20 protein-coding genes are annotated in these 23,534 nt (G+C 46.8%); 7 read left to right on the top strand and 13 right to left on the bottom strand.

Annotation, left to right across the window (positions count from 1 at the left end; genetic code table 11):
* Positions 1 to 10 precede the first annotated feature (10 nt).
* Positions 11 to 1,222: a Pycsar system effector family protein gene (locus RA156_RS09645; protein ID WP_306639751.1), complete on the top strand. Its 1,212-nt coding sequence runs from the start codon at positions 11 to 13 to the stop codon at positions 1,220 to 1,222.
* Between the two features lie 39 nt (positions 1,223 to 1,261).
* Positions 1,262 to 2,308, top strand: coding sequence for a DUF6268 family outer membrane beta-barrel protein (locus RA156_RS09640; RefSeq protein ID WP_306639750.1), 1,047 nt, complete (start codon positions 1,262 to 1,264; stop codon positions 2,306 to 2,308).
* A 68-nt stretch (positions 2,309 to 2,376) separates the two neighbouring features.
* Here the strand turns inward: RA156_RS09640 and RA156_RS09635 are convergent, their stop codons facing one another.
* The 3 genes from RA156_RS09635 to RA156_RS09625 all read right to left on the bottom strand — a co-directional run bounded on the left by RA156_RS09635 (position 2,377) and on the right by RA156_RS09625 (position 5,385).
* On the bottom strand, positions 2,377 to 3,120 hold the full coding sequence (locus RA156_RS09635) for a hypothetical protein (protein ID WP_306639749.1): 744 nt from the start codon (positions 3,118 to 3,120) through the stop codon (positions 2,377 to 2,379).
* A gap of 181 nt (positions 3,121 to 3,301) precedes the next feature.
* Positions 3,302 to 3,844, bottom strand: a complete 543-nt coding sequence (locus tag RA156_RS09630; protein ID WP_306639748.1) for a DUF4377 domain-containing protein — start codon at positions 3,842 to 3,844, stop codon at positions 3,302 to 3,304.
* Positions 3,845 to 4,530: 686 nt separating this feature from the next.
* Positions 4,531 to 5,385 carry a hypothetical protein gene (locus tag RA156_RS09625; protein ID WP_306639747.1) on the bottom strand — a complete coding sequence of 285 codons (855 nt, stop codon included), beginning with the start codon at positions 5,383 to 5,385 and terminating at the stop codon, positions 4,531 to 4,533.
* A gap of 356 nt (positions 5,386 to 5,741) precedes the next feature.
* Here RA156_RS09625 and RA156_RS09620 point away from each other — a divergent pair, with 356 nt between their 5' ends.
* From RA156_RS09620 to RA156_RS09610, 3 genes are all read left to right on the top strand, one after another.
* On the top strand, positions 5,742 to 6,518 hold the full coding sequence (locus RA156_RS09620) for an enoyl-CoA hydratase-related protein (RefSeq protein ID WP_306639746.1): 777 nt from the start codon (positions 5,742 to 5,744) through the stop codon (positions 6,516 to 6,518).
* A 91-nt stretch (positions 6,519 to 6,609) separates the two neighbouring features.
* The gene (locus tag RA156_RS09615) at positions 6,610 to 7,014 is read left to right on the top strand and encodes a response regulator (RefSeq protein ID WP_306639745.1); all 405 of its coding nucleotides are present in this window, start codon (positions 6,610 to 6,612) and stop codon (positions 7,012 to 7,014) included.
* The gene (locus tag RA156_RS09610) at positions 7,001 to 7,276 is read left to right on the top strand and encodes a DUF551 domain-containing protein (protein ID WP_306639744.1); all 276 of its coding nucleotides are present in this window, start codon (positions 7,001 to 7,003) and stop codon (positions 7,274 to 7,276) included. Before RA156_RS09615 ends, RA156_RS09610 begins: the two co-directional genes overlap by 14 nt.
* Positions 7,277 to 7,587: 311 nt before the next feature.
* Here RA156_RS09610 and RA156_RS09605 read toward each other — a convergent pair whose 3' ends face one another.
* The 5 genes from RA156_RS09605 to RA156_RS09585 are packed head-to-tail and all read right to left on the bottom strand — an operon-like array spanning position 7,588 to position 13,425.
* Positions 7,588 to 8,700, bottom strand: a complete 1,113-nt coding sequence (locus tag RA156_RS09605; protein ID WP_306639743.1) for a TFIIB-type zinc ribbon-containing protein — start codon at positions 8,698 to 8,700, stop codon at positions 7,588 to 7,590.
* A gap of 6 nt (positions 8,701 to 8,706) precedes the next feature.
* Positions 8,707 to 9,846: an SPFH domain-containing protein gene (locus RA156_RS09600; protein ID WP_306639742.1), complete on the bottom strand. Its 1,140-nt coding sequence runs from the start codon at positions 9,844 to 9,846 to the stop codon at positions 8,707 to 8,709.
* Positions 9,847 to 9,883: 37 nt separating this feature from the next.
* Positions 9,884 to 10,243: a phage holin family protein gene (locus RA156_RS09595; RefSeq protein ID WP_306639741.1), complete on the bottom strand. Its 360-nt coding sequence runs from the start codon at positions 10,241 to 10,243 to the stop codon at positions 9,884 to 9,886.
* Positions 10,244 to 11,155 (bottom strand): cation diffusion facilitator family transporter, encoded by a 912-nt coding sequence (locus RA156_RS09590; RefSeq protein WP_306639740.1) that lies wholly within the window; start codon positions 11,153 to 11,155, stop codon positions 10,244 to 10,246. It abuts the gene before it with no gap.
* A gap of 29 nt (positions 11,156 to 11,184) precedes the next feature.
* Positions 11,185 to 13,425 (bottom strand): lectin-like domain-containing protein, encoded by a 2,241-nt coding sequence (locus tag RA156_RS09585; protein ID WP_306639739.1) that lies wholly within the window; start codon positions 13,423 to 13,425, stop codon positions 11,185 to 11,187.
* A 305-nt stretch (positions 13,426 to 13,730) separates the two neighbouring features.
* Between RA156_RS09585 and RA156_RS09580 the strand changes: the two genes are divergently transcribed.
* Positions 13,731 to 16,211, top strand: coding sequence for a DUF5686 and carboxypeptidase regulatory-like domain-containing protein (locus RA156_RS09580; protein WP_306639738.1), 2,481 nt, complete (start codon positions 13,731 to 13,733; stop codon positions 16,209 to 16,211).
* Positions 16,212 to 16,269: 58 nt separating this feature from the next.
* On the opposite strand, the gene RA156_RS09575 is transcribed toward RA156_RS09580, so the two are convergent.
* The 5 genes from RA156_RS09575 to RA156_RS09555 form a co-directional block, all read right to left on the bottom strand.
* Positions 16,270 to 16,929 (bottom strand): hypothetical protein, encoded by a 660-nt coding sequence (locus RA156_RS09575; protein WP_306639737.1) that lies wholly within the window; start codon positions 16,927 to 16,929, stop codon positions 16,270 to 16,272.
* Between the two features lie 139 nt (positions 16,930 to 17,068).
* Positions 17,069 to 17,440, bottom strand: a complete 372-nt coding sequence (locus RA156_RS09570) for a hypothetical protein (RefSeq protein ID WP_306639736.1) — start codon at positions 17,438 to 17,440, stop codon at positions 17,069 to 17,071.
* Between the two features lie 243 nt (positions 17,441 to 17,683).
* Positions 17,684 to 18,595: a helix-turn-helix domain-containing protein gene (locus RA156_RS09565; protein WP_306639735.1), complete on the bottom strand. Its 912-nt coding sequence runs from the start codon at positions 18,593 to 18,595 to the stop codon at positions 17,684 to 17,686.
* Between the two features lie 123 nt (positions 18,596 to 18,718).
* Positions 18,719 to 19,480, bottom strand: a complete 762-nt coding sequence (locus RA156_RS09560) for an SDR family NAD(P)-dependent oxidoreductase (RefSeq protein WP_306639734.1) — start codon at positions 19,478 to 19,480, stop codon at positions 18,719 to 18,721.
* Positions 19,481 to 19,671: 191 nt separating this feature from the next.
* Positions 19,672 to 21,288, bottom strand: coding sequence for a SulP family inorganic anion transporter (locus RA156_RS09555; RefSeq protein ID WP_306639733.1), 1,617 nt, complete (start codon positions 21,286 to 21,288; stop codon positions 19,672 to 19,674).
* 139 nt (positions 21,289 to 21,427) lie between these two features.
* Between RA156_RS09555 and RA156_RS09550 the strand changes: the two genes are divergently transcribed.
* Entirely contained in the window at positions 21,428 to 23,500 is a 2,073-nt protein-coding gene (locus RA156_RS09550) for a T9SS type A sorting domain-containing protein (RefSeq protein ID WP_306639732.1), read from the top strand.
* The last annotated feature ends 34 nt before the right edge of the window (positions 23,501 to 23,534 follow it).

Genomic DNA, 23,534 nt, shown 5'->3' with positions numbered 1-23,534 from the left:
AAGGCAAGAAATGAGTGATAAAAATGAATTGATCAGCAAGTGCGCCGAGTATGTAAAGTCGGTCTTTGATGAGCACGCTACAGCTGATCTTACCTATCATAACTGGGAGCACACCATGATGGTGCACGATGCTGCAAAGCAGATCGGTGAAGCTGAAGGCGTTTCACAGGACGAGCTAGACTGCCTGCGTATTGCGGCCTTGTTCCATGATGTAGCTTACTACAAAGGCAAGGTAGATCACGAAGCCCAAGGAGCAAAAGAAGCGAATGCGTTCCTGACGAAGGAAGAAGTAGATCCAGAACAAATCGCCGTTATCGAACGTGTGATTAAAGCAACCCGAATGGGGACGGAAGCATCGGATAAACTTGAACAGATCATTCAAGATGCTGACCTCGCTCACCTAGGTAGTGAGAAGTACTTCGAAACCACGTTTAAGAACCTTCTTCATGAGATGAACTCCTGCGGTGGCATGGATCTGAAGGAACATGATTGGAAAAGCATGAGCCTCAAATTCATGCGTGATCACCAGTTTAAGACGAAATACGCTCAAGAAAATTTCACCGCGCAGAAGGATCGAAATATTGAGACTTTGAAGGCCATGCTTGAGACGGATGAGCTTGATAAGATTGTGGAGGGGAAGACTAAGAAGGGGAGGAAGAAGAAGAATAAAGTAGACTCTAATATTCCTGAGAAGGGGATTGAGACAATGTTCCGTGTGACCCTACGGAACCACGTTAACTTGAGTCGTATTGCAGATAATAAGGCGAACACGCTCATTAGTGTCAATGCCATTATCATCTCTATCGTGTTATCGACAATGTTCCCGAAGATGGATACCAATCCGTACATCATCTACCCGGGGTTGTCGTTGATCATCTTCAGTATCATAACCATTATCATTTCAATTCTGTCTACGATTCCGAAGACGACACATGGGAAACTAACCCGAGAGCAAGTCATCAACCGTGAAGGTAACCTAATCTTCTTCGGGAATTTCCATAGCATGTCGTTAGATGACTACGAGTGGGGTATCGGAGAGTTGATGCGTGACAAGGAATACCTCTACAAGAGTTTGACTCGCGATTTATATTTCCTTGGGAAAGTCTTGAACAGAAAATATGTGCTGTTGCGTTACAGCTATTATACGTTTGTGATCGGACTGATCGTTTCGATTGTGCTCTTCTTATTGAGTATTCCTGAAGGCGGAGTTCCAACAACATAAATAGGCTGTAAACACCGATTGCTGCTACGCGGCGTGCGCATGAGACACTGTATACTGCTACTGTTCCTATCCTTGAGCATTTGTTCAGAGCTCCGGGCCCAACCTGACATTGATTCGTTGGCTCAGCTTGGTGTGTGTACACCTCATGGTTTTACGATTCCATCGATCTTAGGTCTTCCTCGATCAAAAGGCTTGGAGGTTTTTCAAGAACGCATTCCGAATTACGATTTGAATAGTCAGTTCACCGAGACTGATTCCACCTTCAACAATGCGATTCGTCGTACCAAGAGTTGGAGTGCTCGCTTGAGAATTCCGGTGGTTAATAAAGACTACTTCAAATTCATCGTCGGTTTCAAGTATTACCAACAAGAGTTCGCCTTCGAGCAGCCGGTGCTAGAGGGCAATCCCTTCCACAGTAGCATTGAAGACAAGCCATTGCGTAGCATGGGGTTGTCGTTGTACAGCGTGCATTCCTTTATTGGTAATAAGTATCTCGCTTTTCGCGGAACGCTTCGCTTAAATGGCGACTTCGAAACAGGAACAATTCGGTCTCATCAAAAGACATCATTCACTGGGTTGTACGGAATCAAACAACACCGCTACAAGACATGGGGATTTGGGGTGAGCTACAGCAACAGCTTTGGAAGATCAAGCGTCTACCCTGTGTTCTTTTTGAAGCATCGTTATCGTCCGAAGTGGGCTGTGGAACTACTCCTACCGCTTTCAGCACGATTGCTGTATCGACCCAATGAAAAGAACAATCTGTACGTCGAAACAAAGCTTGAAGGAGACAACTACAATATTAATCTCGATGGCTTTTCAGAGGTCCCACTCTACCTCGAAAAAGCCGATGTGAAAGCCATGTTCACTTACGAACATGAAGTCTATGATTTCTTCTGGGTTTCTGCTTCTGGAGGCTACCGCTGGAACATCAATTTTGATGTCTCTGATTCAGACGCTTTCTTCGACCGGGCCTTCAATCTCGGAAACTCAGACAACCTCGCCATTTCGAATACAATAGGCGGGGCGCCCTTCTTTCGATTCGGGATCTTTTTGGTGCCGCCGAAGAAATGGTTGGAAGAATGAATTCTTCGGGCGTAAGGCTTATGGCATAAGGCTTAAGTAGGGCATCCCTGCGGGATGCAACCTCGTAGCTACCAATTACGCCGCAACCTCCCCAAATCAATCACCAATGAATCTGTGGCGTTGGTGCGTACGGAGTATTTCAATGAGTCGCCGTCGATGAGCAAGGTGTTGCGCCAAGCGTAGAATCCTTCATGTGTGAGAACTGCCATGTAGAATCCGAAGTCTCCTCCGGGAGGGATGGAGCTTTGAGCGATTTGCGGTTCGTAGAAGGCAGTGTCAAGGTGATACCTGAATCCCTTTATGCCGTAGCTATATTCTTCAAGTTGGCTAAGGTCAAACGGGGAAGGGACAATGAAGAACTTCAGGTAAGCGCTATCGCTCTTGTCGTACTTAATGGAGTCTCCGGGGAAGGAGATATCTAGGTCAATGGACTCTGACGTTTCATTGACTAACCGCGTCCAGAAGAAGGCGTGTCCGAATTGCTGTCCTTCTTGATTCTGGTAGCCTCTTAAGCCATCCAAATCACCACCACCTCGTGGATAACCATGCTGGATGATGATGTCGCCGTTAGATTCGTGGTAGGTGTCTGTGCGGTAGATGAGAGAAGTGTCGATTTTAGAGGAAGAGGGAGAGGGAGAGGGAGAGGAAGAATTAGAATTAGAATTAGAATTAGAATGAGAATTAGAATGAGAATTAGAAGGAGGGGTGGAGGAAGAGTGAGAATTGGAATCAGAGTTGGAAGTGGTATTAACGCAGCCGAGGGTAATCACAGTGAGGATCGTAATCGTTATTGTCTTGATAGTCATGTTCATTCTCGTTATTTGAAGAATCTGAAGCCCATTTTGACTGTGTCTGATTCTAAGTTAACTATTAGACAATCATTGAGATCATGACCGATAGAGTAATCGTTTACACAAACCCCACCTGTTAGAGATTATCAGTTACCGTTTATAGATTATCGGTTATCGATCTTTGATTCATGAGCAGAAAAACTCATTTAAACCCAAGAAAGCGAATCGTATCTCCCGAGACATATTCGAAATGCCCGAGGCGAGCTTTGCCTTGAATGTAAGCATTGTCAAATTTCGCTTTCAACTTGGGCGAGACGAGGATGTTGACCATGTCGAAATAACGATAAGTGCTATCATTTACATGCACCAGCGTCTGATTCATCCCTTCATCTGCATCTTCTTCGAAATACCGGTCTGGATCAATGAAAAGCTGGAAGCGGGTATCCTCGATTACTTTGGTTTTAGAAACAACTTCAATGAATTCGTATTCAAATCGAGTACCATCAGAAAGGGTAGATGGGAGTTTCCGTTCGTTGACTCGGATCTCATATGTGTAGCCCCATTCATATTCAAAGCCCTCTAGAAACACAACTTCTGAATCAGGTGAATCCAAAACCAAGCGTTTGAAGTGCTCGTAATTTTCAAAAGACAAATTTGGAGCGACAGTGATGATTCGCTCTTGCGCCAGACCCACGAAAGAAGATAGTAACGCCAGAGAAAAAAGAAACGACTTGAATCCAGACATAAAACCAAATGTATTTGATTCAATCCGTCTCCAAAAATGTGCCATAAAAAAGCCAGCCCCGATAGGCTGGCTTTAGAGGAAGGGGGGGAGGAAGAATTATAATTAGAATTAGAGTGAGAATTAGAATTAGAGTGAGAATTAGAATGAAGGGTGCACTTCGTATTCATCAATCATGATTCATTATTTACGATTTAATCTCACGAACCACGAACCTTAAACCGTACGGCTGGGTTGGATGGATTTCATCCATCCCTACAATCGTTCGTTGGTGATCTATGCTGCAGCGGCGCATATATCCCGAAGAACGGGACAGGTGCGCTTCTACAGGACCAATATTGGGTGATCCATCGTCAAATCAAATTCATGATTTGTTAATCACGATTCATTATTAACGATTTAATCCCACGCACCACGCACCACGCACCTTAAACCTTACGGCTGGGTTGGATGGATTTCATCCATCCCTACAATCGTTCGTTGGTGATCTATGCTGCAGCGGCGTATATATCCCGAAGAACGGGACAGGTGCGCTGCTACATGACCGATGGTAGGTGATTCGTCGTTAAATCAAATTCATGATTCATTAATCATGATTCATTATTTACGATTTAATCCCACGAACCACGAACCACGAACCACGAACCACGAACCACGAACCACGAACCACGAACCAAAGACTAAGAACTCTAAACCTCAATTATCATCTCCCTAAACTCTTCCCCATCAATCAGCAATACGAATTTGTATTCGCCTTTTTGAAGTCCGTGTCCGCTGAAGGTGAAGCGTTGGGTGTAATTTGCTGGTGACAGCGGACGGTCTTCGAAGTAAGAGACCATTTCCGATCCGTCTGGGGCGAGGAGGCGGAGGGAAGCGGTTGAATTTTCGGTGATACGGTAGTTCATTTCTCCGTTGAGCTCAACCACTTCATTCGAGAACTGAGTGTCGAGTACATCACCATAGTCTATGTTATATGTAGGGGCCTCTTCACCCCGTAAATCGGCGCAAAAGGCACGTAGATCCTTGTCTTCTTGTGAGGCATCGGAATAAATCCCGGCGATAGGGAGTCCTTCCAACATTGTCCAGACGGCTTCTTGCTCTAGCTCAGGTTCCAGCTTGTGGTCATTCAAGTACACAGCCAACTTCGCCATATCGTTTTGCGCATAGCCGTTAGGAACAAACCCCGAGCCCGAAGTAGGGACTGCATTTAAGGCTTGGGCGCAGAAACCGTAAAGTCGTTCTGAGGTTGATTCGCCGGCATCAGCAATGATCTCTTCTTCTTTTGTGATCAGGATATCTTGATCGCCTTTTTCCAGGGTGGCGAGTTGAAATCCAGTATTCACGGTCAGTACGAGATCGCGTTTGGAAACATTGTTGACGGTCACATCAACACAATCTTGAGAGGAACTTCCTGTACTCAGGAATTCAGCGGTGACAAGTCCTTGATCTATGGCTTCAAGTAGATCAATCCGCTGTTGTGAAATCAGGTTGGTAACGAGTAACATGGAGGCAGAAAAAAGGATCACTTTTCTCTGTAGCTTCATGGATTTTTTTGTTTGCAGGTATATGGGGTTAACGGGGTGGTAGGTAGGAATGTTGTTTATAGGGCTTATGGCTTATGGCTTATGGCTTAAGGCTTAGGTGATTGTTTGTTCGGGGTTCGTTAGATTGAATCATAAATAATGAATCGTGATTAATGAATAATGAATTTGAGGGGCGATGAATCACTTTCTATCGGTTCTGTAGCTGCGCATATATGCGCAGCTGCAACATAAATTCCCAACGCCTAATTGTAGGGATGGATGAAATCCATCCGCAGAACAAAAGGTATTAGTAGATAATCAGTTATTAGTTTTAGTTTATAGATTTTAGACTCTCCCCTAATCCCTACCTTTGGCGCATGTCAACAATCCGCACCCAATTAAGTGAAGGGGTTTTTACGATCACCTTCAATCGTCCGAAAGTGTTTAATAGCTTCAACAAAGAGATGGCTATGGAAGTGCAGGCTGCCCTTGATCAGGCTGCGAAAGATCCTGCGATCCGTTGTGTTGTTTTGACGGGAGAGGGGAAGGCCTTTTGTGCCGGACAAGACCTGGCAGAAGTGATGGACGAAAACGGTCCGGAGTTGACATCGATTGTGCGTGATCATTACAACCCGATTATCATGCGCATCCGCAACTTGGAGAAGCCTGTAGTGGCTGGTGTGCAAGGAGTGGCTGCAGGAGCAGGAGCCAACATTGCCTTGGCTTGTGACGTATGCATCGCCACGGAGAGTGCTTCCTTTATTCAAGCCTTTTCGAAGATTGGGTTGATTCCTGATAGCGGAGGAACTTACTTCTTGCCTCGTATCATCGGGTTCCAGAAAGCTTCCGCGCTAGCGATGTTAGGCGACAAAGTATCAGCTGAAGAAGCAGAACGCTTAGGAATGATTTACCAATGGTTCAGCGACGAAGAGTTTTCAGGGGCTTTGAATAAGCTGAGCTTGAAGCTTGCTTCGATGCCAACGAAAGGATTGGGGCTTACCAAGAGAGCCTTCAATGAAGGGTTGACCAATTCCCTTGAGGATCAGTTAGATATAGAAGAAAAGCTACAGACCGCGGCCAGCAAAACTTACGATTACAACGAGGGCGTAAATGCTTTTCTAGAGAAGCGTAAACCGGCCTTCAAAGGTGAATAACTCACACTTCTTATTTGATAACCTATTCAGGGTGTAGGTTTTACACTAGATCGAGCTCACTAGCTTAGATATGCTGAAAAGCGTATAGCTAATGACCTCTCCTTACAAACGCATTCATCTGATCGATGACGATGCCATTAACAACCTACTCAATAGGCAGTTTTTGACCTTCGTCTTACCAAAGGCATCGATTCATACTTTCCAAGATGCTCGCCTGTTACTTCGGTACTTGCGAGAAGGAAAAGTAGAACGTCCAGACCTCTTCTTGCTCGACATTAACATGCCTGAGCTGGATGGGTGGGAATTCCTATTCTTCCTAGAACAATTGGGAGTGAAAAGCGATGTTATGATTCTCTCGTCGTCAATCCACTGGGATGACATTGAAAAAGCGAAGAGTTATGACAACGTCAAGTGCTACATCGAAAAGCCGCTGACAGAAGAGAAGATTAAGAAGTACCTGGTAGAGCAAAGATTCAGCGAAATTGAATTGGATTGATATCAACGATCAATTGCCTGAAGACGAACAACGCGTCTTAGCATACATTCCCAAGAACAAAGTCTTCCTCCCCGGAAAAGATCTCCAATTCGAGATCCGAGAAGTCATTGTCTTACGTTTCCTCAAAGACTTCTACATCGATAGACCAGACAAGCAGGAAAAACACGGCTTACACTTCTGGCAGGGGGAAGGGAATAGCAATCACTTTTTTGCAGATGTCACGCATTGGGCACCGATTCCGGAGGGTCCTTCGGCTGTCTAGAGACGAGTGACTAGGGGTTACAATCGATAATCTATAAACGATAATCAATAACCAATTACCTAAGACCATTCTAAAGCCTAACGCCTATAGCCTAACGCCTTCTATTCCCTAAGGGGGATTGGATGGATTTCATCCATCCCTACCTTCGTGCGTTGGTAATATTCGAGGTAGCGGCGCATATATGCGCTGCTAGAATCGATAACCAAAGACCAATTTCCCAATCCTTACTAACGCCTATAGCGTAAAGCCTAACGCCTCTTATTTTGACATTTTGATCCTACGAACCACGAACCACGAACCACGAACCGTGTCTATCCCTGCGCAAACATCACGATAATCGCAATCACCAATAGAATCGCGAGTACCAAGAAGGTGATTTTCCATGCGCTGTATGGTCGTTTACCTTGGACTTCGCCGGTTTGTCCGTTGATGAGGAAGCGGTAGGTTTTGCCTTTGTACTTGTATGCCGAAACGTAGATTGGCAATAAGATGTGTTTGAAGGTTTGATCGCTCCAGTCTGTGTGTAGGGTGGTGATGCGTTGTTGGTCTCCACCAATGTCACGGCGGACAAGGGTTCTGATTTGAGAATCGATGCGTTGTCTGGCGATGCCATAGCCTTCTTCGAGGCCTACGGAGTAGCTTTCCACGAGGAAACCGCGGAGGTAGTCGTGCTCGAATGGAACTAGCATAGACAAATCCCATGGGCGCAATTTCATTGTGATTTCAGAAGGGACTGCCGGGTTGGCCAAAATCAATTCATCGTCAAAGAAATGCTCTACCACTCCAGCAGCTGGATACCAGTCTGTACGGGTCTTGGTACGGGTGCGGGTTTCAGGGCCATCTTCGCCGCTTACAGTGTACGTTTCCGTTTCCGTTCGGGTAATACCTCGTTGACCGGTGTATTCAGAAACGGTCATGGCATCGTAGGTCCAGAAGGGCATGTAGATTCCCTTGAGCTTATCAGGGAGGTTTTGCATGCGCTTGAGGTCATTCGGTGCGAACCAGCGTGAATGCAACCAATCTTTGTAGAGTTTGATGGCACGTCGGTGTTCTACCTGAAATGGGACAAGTGCTTGCGGTTTGATCTGCTCGATCTTCGCCGCATCTTTTACGATGAGGTGTCCACCACAGAAAATACAGGCTTTGGCCACGTTCGTTTCATCGAAAGGGTTGATGGCGCCGCAGCTGTTACATTCCACCGTTTCTACGGTTTCAGTAACCACACGCTCGCTCTCCTTTCGAAGGAACTCGTGGAGGTCTTGCTCTTCAATTTCAACGGCCGATTCTTCGATGTGGTTGCGCGTACCACAGTAATCACAGACTAATTCCGTGGTTCCCGGTTGGTAGCGCAGTTCAGCACCGCACTTCGAACAATGAATTTTGTGAGCTCCTTCCGCTGCTTGTTCTATTTCAGCTTCCGGCATCCCTAATTATGCGTTAGGTAGGGGAGGAGGAACACTTCCGAAGAAGCCTGATACTTCTTGGATTTGCGAAGCCGCAATCCAATCTGCCATCCCTTGCTTCCACATCAATGATTCACGTGAAATCTGTCCGCCAGCAATCATATTCTGGATAGTAGCCATATCGTACGGACCTGATTGTTGTCCGTTAATAGCCACCCAGTACTGTGCTGCTTGCGGAAGCGGAGGAGGAGTTGCACCACCACCTTGAGCAGGTGCTTGTTGTGCTTGTCCTTGCGATTGCTGTTGCTGGTTTTGCTGGTTGAACATATTGCCCATTTGGTTCGCCATAGCGAAGCCCATTCCCATACCAACTCCAGCGCCCGCAGCGCCACTTGGGTTCTCTGCTGCTTTCTCCATGGCTTTCGCTGCCTTGAGTTTAGCGAGCTTGTCGAGATCGATTTTTTCTAGTCGGCTCAGTTCGAAGATCTCTTTCTTGATCTCCTCTGGCATTGACACATTCTCTACGAGGAATTTCGTGAGGTTGATCCCGTATTCCATGAATTCAGGATGCAGTTGCTGCAACGCGAACTCGCTGAGTTCATTCACATTTCCTGCGAAACCTTCTACTGGGATGCGCGACTCACCCACAGCATCTGTAAATCTTGTAACGACGATACTGCGCAGCTGCTGATCGATTTCATCAGTGGTGAATTCACCGTCAGTACCTACAATCTCCTTCAGGAACTTGCCTGGGTCATCAATTTTAATGGCGTATGTACCGAATGAACGGATCTCCAACATTCCGTAACGATCATCGTTCAAAATGATTGGGTTCTTTGTGCCCCATTTGCGGTCGGTGAAATTCTTCGTGTTGACGAAGTATACCTCCGCTTTGAATGGCGAGTTGAATCCGTACTTCCATCCTTTCAGTGTCGCGAGGATAGGAAGGTTTTGAGTATTGAGCGCGTACATCCCAGGTCCGAACACATCGGCAATTTGTCCTTCGCTAACGAAGACAGCCATTTGTGATTCACGCACCGTGAGTTGTGCACCGTTTTTTATTTCATTTTGGTAGCGCTCAAAGCGGTATACCATCGTGTCTTGCGTAGGGTCAAGCCATTCGATGATATCAATGAGTTCGCCTTTCAGTTTATCCCAGATTCCCATTTCAGGTTAGATTATAGTGAGTAGTTCAAGTTACGAATTAGCGGTATTCCTTGCCGTGTTTCTTTTCCGCGCGAGCGAAGAAGGAAGTGACAAAGGATATGATAAAGCTCAATAAGAGTGCCCACCAGAAGCCATCAATACGGAATCCGTCTAGGATCCAATCGGCAAGCATGAGCGTTCCAGCGTTGATCACTAGAAGGAATAGACCCAGAGTGATAATGGTGGCTGGAATGGTAAGAAAGATCAAAATTGGACGAACAATCGCGTTCATCAAGGCAATCACAATCGCAACAATGACAACGTTCCACCATGAAGTGTCAATATGGATTCCGCTAAAAAGCCATGCTCCAAGGAGGACCGCCAGCATGTTGGCGATGATTACACGAAGTGTTTTCATTTATTTAATCGAAGTTGATTCGATATAAATTTTAGAAATATGTGGCAGTTTTTCCTTGATCCTTTGCTCAATGGTGAGAATTTCAGCCTCAACGGCTGGATTGTCCATGTCATCGGAAAAGTCTACTTCCATGGCCAATAGCACGGTTGCCGGGCCTAGGTGCATTGAGTTGACATCGCGGTATTTCAATACCCATTCGTCGCTATCAAGGATCTCTCTTACCACTTTCAAATCATTATGCACTGCTGATTCTCCAATGAGAAGTCCTTTGGTTTCTCTAGCGAGGAATATGGCAATGACACAGAGAAGAATTCCGATCACCACTGAGGTGATTCCATCGATCATTGGCATTTCTAGGAAATCTGATAGGCTGACACCAATTAGCGCGATGATCAGACCGAACATGGCACCAGAATCTTCCAAAATGATGGCGAAGGTAGCAGCGTCTTTACTTTGACGAAGAGCGCCCATCCAAGTCGCTTTTTCTGGTTTACTCTTTTTGAACTCACGCAATGCGATGTAGAAGCTGATTCCCTCAAGAATGATCGCGACGATCAGCACGCCGTACTTCCACATCTTATTCCCTGTGCTTTCCGCTGGATGTTTGATGTGTTCGATACCTTCATAGATGGCGATTCCTCCACCAATGGCAAAGATGAGCATGGCTACAATGAAAGCCCAGAAGTACACTTCTTTCCCATACCCAAAGGGGTGTTTGGTATCGGGGTCTCGCTTACTTCGTTTGATTCCGTAGAGGAGAAGGACACCGTTCAGTGAGTCAACTGTTGAGTGAATACCTTCTGAGAGCATGGCTGCACTTCCGGTGAAGAAAGAAGCCACAAATTTCATGATCGCAATACCGAGATTGGCACCAATAGCGCCGTAGATCGCAATTTTCGAGTTACCTGCCATAGTTTGGTCGTGAGTTCCGGGGGGTGAAGTTAACGAAGCACTACCACATGCCCAACCTCTTCCACGACTTCCACGCGGTCAAAGAGAACCACTTCATAGGTCACACGCCAGATGTAGACATCATCTTGGACATAGTGTGTTCGTCCTGGGGCTGCACCATTCCACCCTTGGCCTTGAACTTCCGTGAAGAAGAGCTGCTCACCCCAGCGGTTGTAGACGCTGAATGTATAGTCATCTACATTGCAAGCTAGCGATGGATAGAATAGCTCATTGCGTCCGTCAAGATCTGGAGTGAAGGCATTCGGTACGAATAGTGGGCAATCACAAAGGCCTTCAATGGCTATAAGCGATGCCGAAGTACTACCACATTCATTCACAGCCGTGAACATGTATTCGCCTTCGTTTAAGAGAATTGCCGTAGGGCCTTCGGTTCCTTCATCCCAGAAAGAGTTGTCAGGAGCGTCAGTTGCTGCAGTCACTTCTGTTGCCTGTCCTTCGCAAAGCACAACTTCTTCAGGGAGCGTAACCAATGGTGCGTAGAGCACGGTGACATCGGCGGTATATGAAGTACTGCAACCAGTGATCGCGTCCGTTCCAGTGAGGGTGAGCGATTCCGCGTTAGCGACAAGTACAGAATCTGTAGCAAGATCGCCATTGACAGTCCATACCAAATCATTGGCAGGAAGGGCTTGATAGATCAAGGTATCACTGCAGTAGCTGATATTGTTAGGCCATGAGAAACTTGGTGCTGCATCGAAGGAAACTTCTGTAGAACCTTCAGCCGTGCAATCGCCGTTGCTGAGAACCACGGTATAGGTACCCGGTTCATCAACCGTTAAGGTAGGAGTGGTCTCTCCTGTGTCCCAATTTGTGTTCTGCGCATTCCCAGGGTCAAGGGTTGTCGTTTGGCCATCACAAAGCTCCACGAGTGCCGGTAGATCAACCGTTGGAATGGCGATAAACTCCACCTCAGTGCTGAAGGTCGCCACACAATCATCTTGAGAGGTAATGGTCACTTCATAAGTTCCACCTTCGGTTACATCAATGCTTTCTGTGTCTTGTCCTGAATCCCAATCGTATTCTTGTCCCCATTGCGCATCAGCGTTGATGGTAATGGTTTCGCCTTCACAGGCGGAATAGGTGTCTTCTAGTTCGAGAGTCACCGGTAGAGGGTGGAACACCACCTCAGTAGTAGCTTCTGCCGAACAGTTGCCTGCCACTGTTTCGACGGTAAGAGGACCAGCTTCAGTCACGGTAGCGGTGGGGCCTTCGTCGCCATTAGACCAAGTGATATTTGGTGCGTTTGAATCCACGGTCACTTGCACATCGTCTCCATCACAAGCTAGGATGAACTCAGGCAATTCAGCATCAACATCAAAGACTTCAACGGTAGTTGAGAGCGTTGTTTCTTCTCCACATAGATCAGTGATCGTAATCTCGTAGGTAGTGGTTTCGTCTGGCGAGGCCACCGGATTGGGAGAAGTAGGATCATCAAGACCTTCTGCAGGAGTCCAGAGGTAATCATCAGATTGAGAGCCGCTTAGTCCGAGCTCAACAGATTCTCCGTTGCAGATTTCAAATTCATCCGGGAGACCTAGTGCGTATTCACTAATGCAGACCGTTTGCTGGTTAACTGAACCACCCGTTGCACCTGTGAAACCCCAGTAGACAATAGGGTCTCCCTCAAAGATCACATTGATCAGATCGATCTGATATGAGATACGCAAGAAGCAATCAAAGAAGACTTCAAGTGTATTCGTTGCAGGGTCCCAAGTCAGCTTGAAAGCATGGAATTGTCCATCCTCCACGTTCAGCGATAAAGCTGAGGTATTCACTGGCCCCGCCAAGTTCAAGGCGGAGTTATGGTTGACATTTCCATGAGCGAACAAGGCCATGTGATCTGCAGCTGGATCACCTAAGTCAACGTTCGACCAAGTATCCATTTCGATTCCAATAGATGGCGAAAATCCTTCGTAACCGATACCTCCTCCGGCAATACCGAGAGCGTTAATTCCTACCTGTTGAAAAACAAAAACGACGCCATCTGCTCCAGTGGCGTCGAGTGATCCAAAGTTGATCTCGAGTTCAATTTCAAAGGCCTCGGTCAAGTTAACGGGGTCGTTAAACCACACGGCACCTAGCTCCCAAGCGGTGTTATCGGTAATGACATAACAGTCATCTCCCTGAGCATAAGCATCCCCCATGGGGTTGCTACTCTGGCCCCACAGCAAGGTGGGCAAAAAACATATGAGAATTAAGAGATGACGCATTAAGTGTTAAAGATACAACTTCCCAGCCTAAAAGGTTGCAAACCACAGTGCAAGTTATCAGCTTTTGGGTATGGTTGGGAGTACGACGTAAGCGGTATGCGGTATGCGGTAGGCTGTATGCGGATCGCGGATTGCGGATTGCGGAATGCAGAACGCGGAACGCGGATTGCGGTAGAATGCGAAACCCTAACGCCTATAGCCTAACGCCTAACGCCTAACAAGCGAAATTGTAACTTTCAAACCACGCCCACCGTCACACCGACATGCTACCGAAACCGCTACTCGTTACTTTTCTATTCTTTTTTATGATGGTTTTACCAGCGGCGGTAGCTGCGCAGGTGGTGGAAGGCACTGTTTTGGATATGGACGGTGCGCCACTTCCATACGCGAGTGTTTACATCGAGAGTACGACCATTGGGGTGTCTACGGATATCAAGGGGAGATTCCGAATGGAGGTGCCTGAAGGAACCGAAAGATTGGTGATGAGTTTCGTTGGGTACAAGCCGCAAACCATTACACTTCCAGCATCTTTTGAGACGCACTTTGTCAGTGTAGAATTAGAGGTTTCGAGCAATGAGATCAAGACTGCGGAGATCGTAGGTGATACTAAAGATCGAGCAAAGGCCATCATGGATCAGGTGCGAGCGGCGCGAAGGAGCTTCCGCGATTCTCTTAAGACATATTCGAGTTCCATGTACACCAAGATCAAGCTCGAGAAGGAGTTTCAGCCTGAGATTGATTCGTTGCCGTTGGGAGAAGAAGTAGGGTTGGCCAAGGAAGGAATCATCATGATCGAATCTACCGGACGAGTAGATTTCCAACGGGCTGAGAAGTACTATGAATTCATCGAAGGCTACCGAAATTACGAGGAGAAAGAGGTATACACTGGTAAGAGTTTAACCCTTCAAGCGAGCATTGGTCCGGAAGACATTGCACCAATTAGAAGAGGAGCGCCGAACAAATATGTCTTGTGGAATGGCCTTCCAGATTGTGACTTCGATTTCTATGAGAACCGCATCGACTTTGACAAAATTTCATCGAAGCCGATCTTAAGTCCGATTGCAGCGAATTCAGGCTTGACTTACCGCTACGATTACGATGGGATGCTCTACGAAGGGGAGCAGCTGGTGCATAGAATTAAGGTGTCTCCGTTGAACTCATCCGAAGCACTTTTTGAAGGGATTCTCTTTATCGAAGACGGAACTTGGGCCTTGAGAGGAGTAGATTTAGAGTTAAATCCTCGGGGCATTGAGTACTGCGAGCGATTCCGGATTATCCAGAACTATGAGCGTGCTGAGAATGGAGCTTATGTTCCCGTTCGTCGAGTGATTGACTACAGTATCCCAGATGGTTGGCAACGGATTATCGGTAAGGTCATCATGCAACAAGATGACTTCGTGATCAACCGAGATTTCAGCCTAGGACACTTCTCTGGTGAGGTCAAGAAATTCGAGGAGGACGCTTGGGAACGCAACCCAGAATTCTGGACAGAGATTCGTCCGATTACCCTAGATACGCTCGAGGCAAAGTTCGTTGCCCGCGCTGACAGCATTGAAGAATACCTCGGAAGTGATGAATACTTCCACAAGCTTGATAGTGCCTTTAACCGAATCACATGGTGGTCACCCTTAGTCGGGCTGGGACATCGCAATCGCGTCAAAGGAAACGAGTGGTATATCGAAGGATTGGTTAGTCAGGTCAATCCGGTGGGAATTGGTGGTTACCGTCACCGACTTCCTGGATATTACCAGCACACCTTCGCCAATGATGATTTAATTGAAGTAGATGGTTTCGTCGACTACGGTTTCCGAAACAAGGACGTCAAAGGACGTGTCGGATTGGGCTACACTTATCGTCCTGACAAAGCCATGCGCACCTACGTCCGAGTAGGAGATATTTACGAGATCATCAATGACCGAGCGAGCATTGAGCAGTACTTCAGTCGGAGTAACTACTCTCGCAAACAGACCTTCTTGATCTCGCAGCGCATGGAGCTATTTAACGGCTTCTATGCCGAGGCGCGATTCGATTATGCGGATCAAATTCCATTGAAGGATATAGCCTTTGCAGTATGGTCAAATGAATTGTTCGGTGAACTGAATCAACCCTCAGATTTCCAGCGTTATACCAAGTCTGAAGTGCAGCTGGAAGTTAAGTGGAGAATCAACCAAAAGTACGTCTGGAAACGCGGGAGAAAAGAAGTGTTAGGGACGGATTATCCAACACTAACCTTCGAGTACCGCAAGGGAATTCCAGGACTGTTTAACAGTGAGGTGAAGTTCGATTTCTTCGAGGTTGGCGCGGATCACGAAATGACCTTAGCTCGATTCGGAGATCTCCACTGGCAAGCTTCGATGGGGTCCTTCTTCCAGAAGGAGAGTTTGCGCTTATTGGAGTACAAGTACTTCCGCGGTAGCGACCGCTTCTTCTTCAGTGACCCTTCGGGAACATTCCAATTATTGGGGCCAACGCTTACGACTGCCGATGGATACTTCCAAGTGAATGCCATCCACCATTTTAACGGGACGATACTTGGGAAGGTACCACTGTTGAACCGACTCAAACTAGAGCTCGCTGCAGGAGGTGGAAGCTTAGTTCTAACAGGAGAAGATTTCCGCCATGCTGAGGTCTTTGCCGGCTTGGAACGTACCTTCCGTATTAAAGGTGAACTCTTCCGCTTGGGGGTCTATGGTGTAACTTCCGACAATAACTTCGAACGAGCGGATTACACCTTGAAGGTGGGGATCAATTTCTTCAATACATTCACGAATGAATGGGAGTACTAGGACTTCGCTTCGCTTCGTCAGGCTTATGGCCTAAGGCCTAAGGCTTATGCCTATTTCATTAGTTGCACTTTGTGGTGGTGATGGTGGAGAGGACTTGAGTTTCCATGTTCTTGTAGTACTCGCGTTCTTCTTTGTCTAGTAAGGAGATACTCGAATCTATTCTGGATTCATGGATTCCGATTTCAAGGCACTTTTGGTAGACGGTGTGTAGCCGTTGTTCGGCTATGGCGAGGTCAGCATCTTCGAAGTAGTTCACTCCGAAGTATAGCTTATTTGAGCTGTCTTCGTTTAGGATGTCGATGTATTCTTCCAGGATGCTGAGTGCACTGTCAACAACCATTTTGTTATCAGGGCTGAGGTGAATCATCTCCCACACCGGCGGGCCTACAAGGATTCTGTTTAAGTAGACATTTTGTTTGAGGCCACGTCCAGTCAAAGTATCAAGATGAACACAAAAAGTCTGGGCAAAGTAGCATTCTTGTTCGAAGGTGAAGCAAAGTTCACCTTTCTCCTCTTGCTCGACGTTCCAAGTATAGGTAGAGCCTAGGCACAACGAGTCACTTACGAGCAGAGATTCACCCTTTTCAACAGAGACGATGAAATCATTCAATGGAAGCTCAGTTTTATGGTCCAAAACGGAAACCGTGATTGTCGTAGAGTTCTGGGGAAATGCCAAGGTGGTCAGGGAAGCTAGGAGGATGAACAAAAGGAGCTTCATGGGGCTTGGTACGTGGTTCGTGGTACGTGGTTCGTGGTTCGTGGTACGTAGTTATCGACCATCGATTATCGTTTATAGATTAATAACCAAAGTCTTTAGTCTTTAGTCTCTAGTCTCTAGACCCTCGTCCCTAGACTGATTACTTAATCCCAAGATCTCTCCTAAACCGCGCAATCAAGTCACGTGAGAACCCAGTCACAATTTCTGCTTCTTCATTGCTTGTTCCTTCGTGTGCATTAGCGATCATTTCCATTGCGCTGATGAACTCTTCATACTCTGGTGTTGGGCCATAGCTGTGGCAGTAGCTGACTGCTTTCTTGTAGACATCTTCTACCTTATTCTCCTTAGCTACTTCATAATCGAACGACCACGAAATGGTAGTAGCCCATGGATGGTTTTTGAGAAGGCTTTTCATAGCATCAGACTCTTCCGACTGAATTACGCCGTCAGCCATCGCTACAGCGTAAAGTAACTCTCCTAAGGTCTCGTACAGTTTTTCTTGTTTCGACATGATGGTTCGCGTTAAATGTGTGAAACCAAGTTAGGGTTTTAGGGGAGACGAAGAGGGAGAATCGGAGGATTGGACTTGGGGGATGGCAGGCGGTAGAAATGTGGACTGTGGACCGTGGACTGGAGGTTGACGTTAGACAGTAGACGGTAGACGGAAATAGAATGGAATCCGTTGAAGATGTCTTTTGTTCTCGACCCTCGACCCTCGACCCTCGACTCTCGACCCTAGACCCTGGACCCTTGTCTAATTCAAAGAATTCCTAAACTCACTTGGCGACATATTCGTCTTCGCCTTAAACAGCTTTGAAAACGATTGAGAATACTCAAAGCCGAGCTCATAAGCCACCTCTGAGACGCTGAGTTCTTTTTTGCCGAGTTTCTCTTTTGCCTTTTCAATCAGCTTGTCGTGAATGTGTTGCTGCGTGCTTTGTCCTGTGTGGACCTTCAGCAGATTGCTTAGATAATTCGGGGAGAGATTCAGTGTATTCGCCACATCATTGACACTCGGAATTCCCTTGTGGATCAAATCATCGGCTTCAAATTGCTCATTCAATACCTTTTCAAGACGCGTTAGAATAGCGTGTCCTTCAGGTTTACGGGTGTTGAATTGGCGGTGGTAGAATCGCTCGGCGTAGGTGAGGAGCACATCGAGGTGAGCGAGGATAATGTCTTGGCTGAAGTTGTCAATATTCGATTGATACTCCTGTTCAATTTGGTGCAAGATGTCAATGATGACCTTCTCCTCCCGTTCAGAGAGGAAAAGGGCCTCATTGATTGAATATCCGAAGAATTCATATTGTTTGAACTTCTCCGCTAGCGCGGAATTCAAGATGAAATCAGGATGGAACAGTAAGAGCCATCCACTCGGTGTTCTGTCTTCTCGTTGATTCGGTTCTATGCGAATCACCTGACCGGGAGCAATGAAGGTCATCACGCCCTCATCAAAATCATAACTGGTCTGTCCGTACCGCATCGTCCCTACATTGCGTTTCATGCCGATGGAATAGTACCCAATCATCCAGTCTTCACCATAATAGTCAGCGCTTCTAGTCAACTCGGTATAATCAACTAAACTGATCATGGGGTGCAAAGAACTCCCCAAGCCATGCAGCTTATGGAATTCAGAAATGCTATTGATTTTGCGTGGTGCGTTCATTGGTTGGAAGTTAATTAATACATGGGATTGTAGGCAGTAGGCCGTAGGCTGTATGCTGTTTTGAATCCGGGAACAGAAGACCATAGCCTAAGGCTTAAGCCATAAGCCATAGGCCTTACGCCTTTAGACGAGCATCCCCCCAGAAGCCTCAATTCGTTGTCCGTTCACCCATTTTGAGGCGTCTGAGCATAAGAAGGCTACGGCGCCGCCGATGTCTTCTGGTTCGCCTACGCGACCGAGGGCTGTGATCGACGAGATGATACCTCGCTTTTCTTCGTCGTGCTTGTTAACTCCGCCTCCGAATTCTGTTGCGATAGCTCCAGGAGCTAGGCTGTTGGCACGGATACCGCGTGACCCTAGTTCTTTGGCTAAGTAACGTGTGTAGACTTCCACACCACCTTTCATTGAAGCGTAAGCTGAGAAACCAGGGAAGGAGAAGCGCGTCAATCCTGAAGAGATGTTTACGATGCTTCCGCCGTCATTCAAGTGTCCTAAAAGCTGCTGAGTCAGGAAGTAGACTCCTTTGAAGTGGATGTTCATCATTTCATCGAATTGCTCTTCCGCTGTCTGATCTACTGTTCCGAAAGCTCCTGTTCCGGCGTTGTTGATTAGGTAGTCTAGTTTATCTGAATTGAAACTAGAGGAAAGCGTCTCTTTCAAGCCATTAGCAAATGCTTCAAACGACTTTACATCACGAGAGTCGAGTTGTAATGCCTCTGCATGGGCTCCTGTTTCTTTCACCGCAGCAATCACTTCATTGGCTGCTTCTTGATTTGAGTGGTAAGTAAATACCACATTTGTCCCTTGTTGCGCAAGGCTCATTACGATTTCACGTCCGATACCTCTGCTACCTCCCGTTACGAGAGCGATTTTTTGATTGTTCATGTTCTAAGTCTTTGTTGGTACAAAGGTCAGATGAACCATTCGCTCTGATGTGTCCGAATCTACTCTTCTTGTGTTCGAATCTGCTGATTGGTTGACGGTGGACAGTGGACGGTTGACGGTAGACGAATTGAAGCTATCTAACGCCTAACGCCTAACGCCTAACGCCTAAAGCCTAACGCCTACCACAAGAGCTATGCTTCGGCGTCCATCAAATCTGTTACCACGTGGTAACGCGGATCATCGATGGATGTCTCAATGATCGATTCGAATTTGTCGTTTGCCTTCAGCAAGATGGTTTTGCACTCAGGACTGAGGTGCGTTAGTTTCACCTCTTTTCCTTGTTCTAAGTATTTGTTGGCAATACCGCGAATAGCTTCAATTCCAGAGTGGTCACTCACACGAGATTCAATAAAATCAATCTCAATCTTGTCAGGATCATTCTTTACATCAAACTTTGAGTTGAAGGCTGTCACAGAACCGAAGAAAAGTGGTCCCCAGATCTCGTAAACTTTCGTTCCGTCATTCTTGGTGCGCTTGCGTGCTCGAATCATCGTTGCATTCTTCCAAGCGAATACCAATGCACTGATAATTACCCCGGCAAGTACAGCTACTGCCAGATCCATCCATACGGTGATGGCAGATACAGCAACCAAGACAATAGCGTCACTCAACGGAATCTTGTGTAGAATGCGGAATGAACTCCATGCGAATGTTCCGATCACCACCATAAACATTACCCCAACAAGTGCTGCAATCGGAATCTGTTCGATGTATTCGGAAGCGAAAAGGATGAACACCAACAGCATCACGGCTGCTGTTACACCTGATAGACGGCCACGTCCACCACTATTGACATTGATGATCGATTGACCGATCATGGCACAACCACCCATTCCACCGAAGAAACCATTCACAAAGTTGGCCAATCCTTGGGCTACACTTTCACGATTTCCGCTTCCGCGTGTTTCGGTCAATTCATCAACGAGGTTCAGGGTCATCAGCGATTCGATCAAACCAATCGCTGCGATCTGACAAGCTACCAAGAAGACGAGTCCCCAATGCCCAGAAATGGTACCGAGGTTATCAAAAATGTGAAGGTTCAAGGTTGGCATGCTCCCTTTCAATCCGTCACCACCTCCGTCGCGAATGAATGACCCAACCGTAGCTACGTCAATGCCCCCGAAGATGGTAATTAATGCCACCACAACGATGGCTGTCAAAGCCGCTGGAATTGCTTTCGTGAGCTTAGGCAACCCAACCATGATTCCCATGGTTAAAGCCACGAGACCAATCATGATCCAGAGATCATTTCCGCTGAGGAGTTGACTTTCGCCATCTACTGTTTCATAGAACATCCCAAGCTGGGCTTTACCAATCACAATGGCCAATCCATTCACAAATCCGAGCATTACCGGATAGGGGATGAGACGTATGAACTTGCCAAGTCTTAAGAATCCGGCACTAGCTTGGATTACCCCTACAATGAGTAGTGTCACAAAGAGCCATTGCACACCCAAATCAGCGATAGGATTATCGAGACCAAGTCCGATTTCATTTCCCTTCGCGATCAATGGAATCATTACAACCGCCGTTGCTCCCGTTGCTCCAGAAATCATTCCTGGACGACCACCCAAAAGTGCTGTGAGAAGTCCCATGATGAAGGCACCATAGAGTCCCACAAGAGGGTCTAGTCCCGCAACAAAGGCAAAGGCTACCGCTTCAGGTACCAGCGCGAGCGCTACTGTGAGTCCTGAAAGGATGTCATTCTTTGGGTTGTGGGTGAAGTTGTGAAACAGTCTTTGCAGCATGGCTAAGTCGTTGGAAAAAAGGGGCAAAGATACGCTTTACTTCTGGATTGGACCCAAGCGGTACTACATCAAAAATGCGTCATATGGCGTAGTGACATGCGCCACCTTGCAACTGACATTTGCATTAAAACCAATGATTATGAAAACACTGGCTACACTTTTTCTATCTCTCATCGCGGCAACCAGCTTCGCTCAATTCACTCCGATGGGTGGTCCCATCGGCGGGGGAACGTGCATCGGACTTTACGCAGGCGATGATTTCTTGCTCGCTGGGGTGAACACTTCTCTGTACCGCTCCACTGATGACGGACAAACTTGGGATATCATTGAAACGGTTCCTGATTACGTGAACCCCTATTGCTTTGCCAGCGTGGGCAACGCGATAGTCATGGGAACCAATAACGGTGATCGTGTTTACCGTTCGACAGATGGTGGTTTGAACTGGGACCCAAGCTTCGAAGGCATGCCTACGATCGCAGGATTTCCTTCTGCGGTTCCGTCACATGCGACCACTCTTGGTGACGACATTTACATGAGTGGAACCAACTTCATCCGCAAGTCGACAGATCAAGGACAAACATGGGAAGCAGTAGGCATTGATGGAATTTGTTACGGTCTTGATGCCACAGAAAACCATGTGTGGGCCATTCCCAATGGTCAAATTAATTACACAGCAGATAACGGAGCTACATGGACGGTGACGAGCGACAACCCGTCTATAGGTTTTGGAACCAGCGTGACTTGTGTAGCTCAGCTCGGTGATCGCATTTTCGCTGGAACCAATATGAGTGGAGGTGAAGGACTCTATTACACTGATGATATGGGTGAAACATTCGTTTCAAATAACGATCTGAATGTCATCGTCGACCTCTATGTCTATGAAGGTTCTGTATACGCAACAGGTCTCGACGGTCTATGGAGAAGCGATGATAACGGCGAAAGCTGGAATCTCGTTTGGGAAGGCTTTACCGGTGGCGGAGGATACGGCAAGATCGTAGAATACAACGGCGTGTTATGGTTCGCAACAAACGGAGGTCCGGTAGAATACGACCCAGAAACAGGTGATTCATACGCTCCAGGATTTCCGTTTGCTACGATCACAGAAGTCGCTTCCAACGGTAGTTTGATGATGGCCTTAGGCAACGGTCAACTCTATACAAATGCAGAAGGCGCCAATGACTGGGACAACATTTCTGCAAACGTTGATGACCAGGCGATGGTTCTCGTAAGCTATGGTGATGATGCTTGGTTCGCTAGCGCGGAATTGACATACGAGCTCTATACAAGTACTGACAATGGTGCCAGCTGGACTAACCTAGACAATCCATTCGTAGGTCAGGTCAGCGAAATTTACAACGATGATATTCTCCTCATTGGAGGAGTAGACAACTACTACGGAGCGATCTACTACTCAACAGATGGAGGTAACACATTCAATGCATCAACGATCAATGCAGAGCAGGAATTGATTCAGGTCACCATCGACCATATCGAAAAGATTGGTTCAAACTTATACGCGAGCACAAGCAAAGGATATGCTATTTCGAGTGATAACGGAGTGACCTGGGATCACACATGGAACGATTTCGCCGTGCAAATTCAAGGAACGGCTGATCGTTTGATCGGTGCATTTACCTTGAGCTGGACAGGTCAAATCGAATACCGTGAATCAACTGATAACGGCGCTACTTGGACAGTCATGATGGACGGAGTGCCGAATCAATCAATCTACTCTCCAGTCAACATTTGGACCTTGGGAAGCGATACCTACTTCCAAACCAGTCCGTTTGATTGGCAATTCCCGGGCATGTTCTTCAAGATCGGCGCAAACGGTGGTTGGGAGCAAGCAACGGAGATGGGATCGATCCCAGTAGTGGTCAATGAGCTCATTCAGACGAACAATGGCAATATCTACGCTGGTACCACACAGTCAAGTGTTTGGGTCTACGGCGAAGGCGGAACCATCAATGTAGATGAGTCATTCGCACACGAAATTACGGTGTATCCAAACCCTTCAAGCGGTTTGGTCAATATTCAAGGAGATCTCCCAGCAGGTAAGGTGTTAACTGTATGGGATCTTTCTGGCAGAGCAGTAGCTTCTTTCACGCTTAGCTCAACTCAACAAGTACTTGATTTAAGTGCATTACCTACGGGTAGTTATGTACTGCACATTGCAGAGATCAATTACTCAACCATAGTGATGAAGCGTTAATCGTTCCACCAGGAAATGAAAAAGCCGCTCCGAA

The organism is Sanyastnella coralliicola, from assembly GCF_030845195.1.
GTDB lineage: Bacteria > Bacteroidota > Bacteroidia > Flavobacteriales_D > Sanyastnellaceae > Sanyastnella > Sanyastnella coralliicola.
The sequence above is the reverse complement of the archived record's forward strand: the minus strand, read 5'-3'. Positions and strand labels throughout refer to the sequence as shown.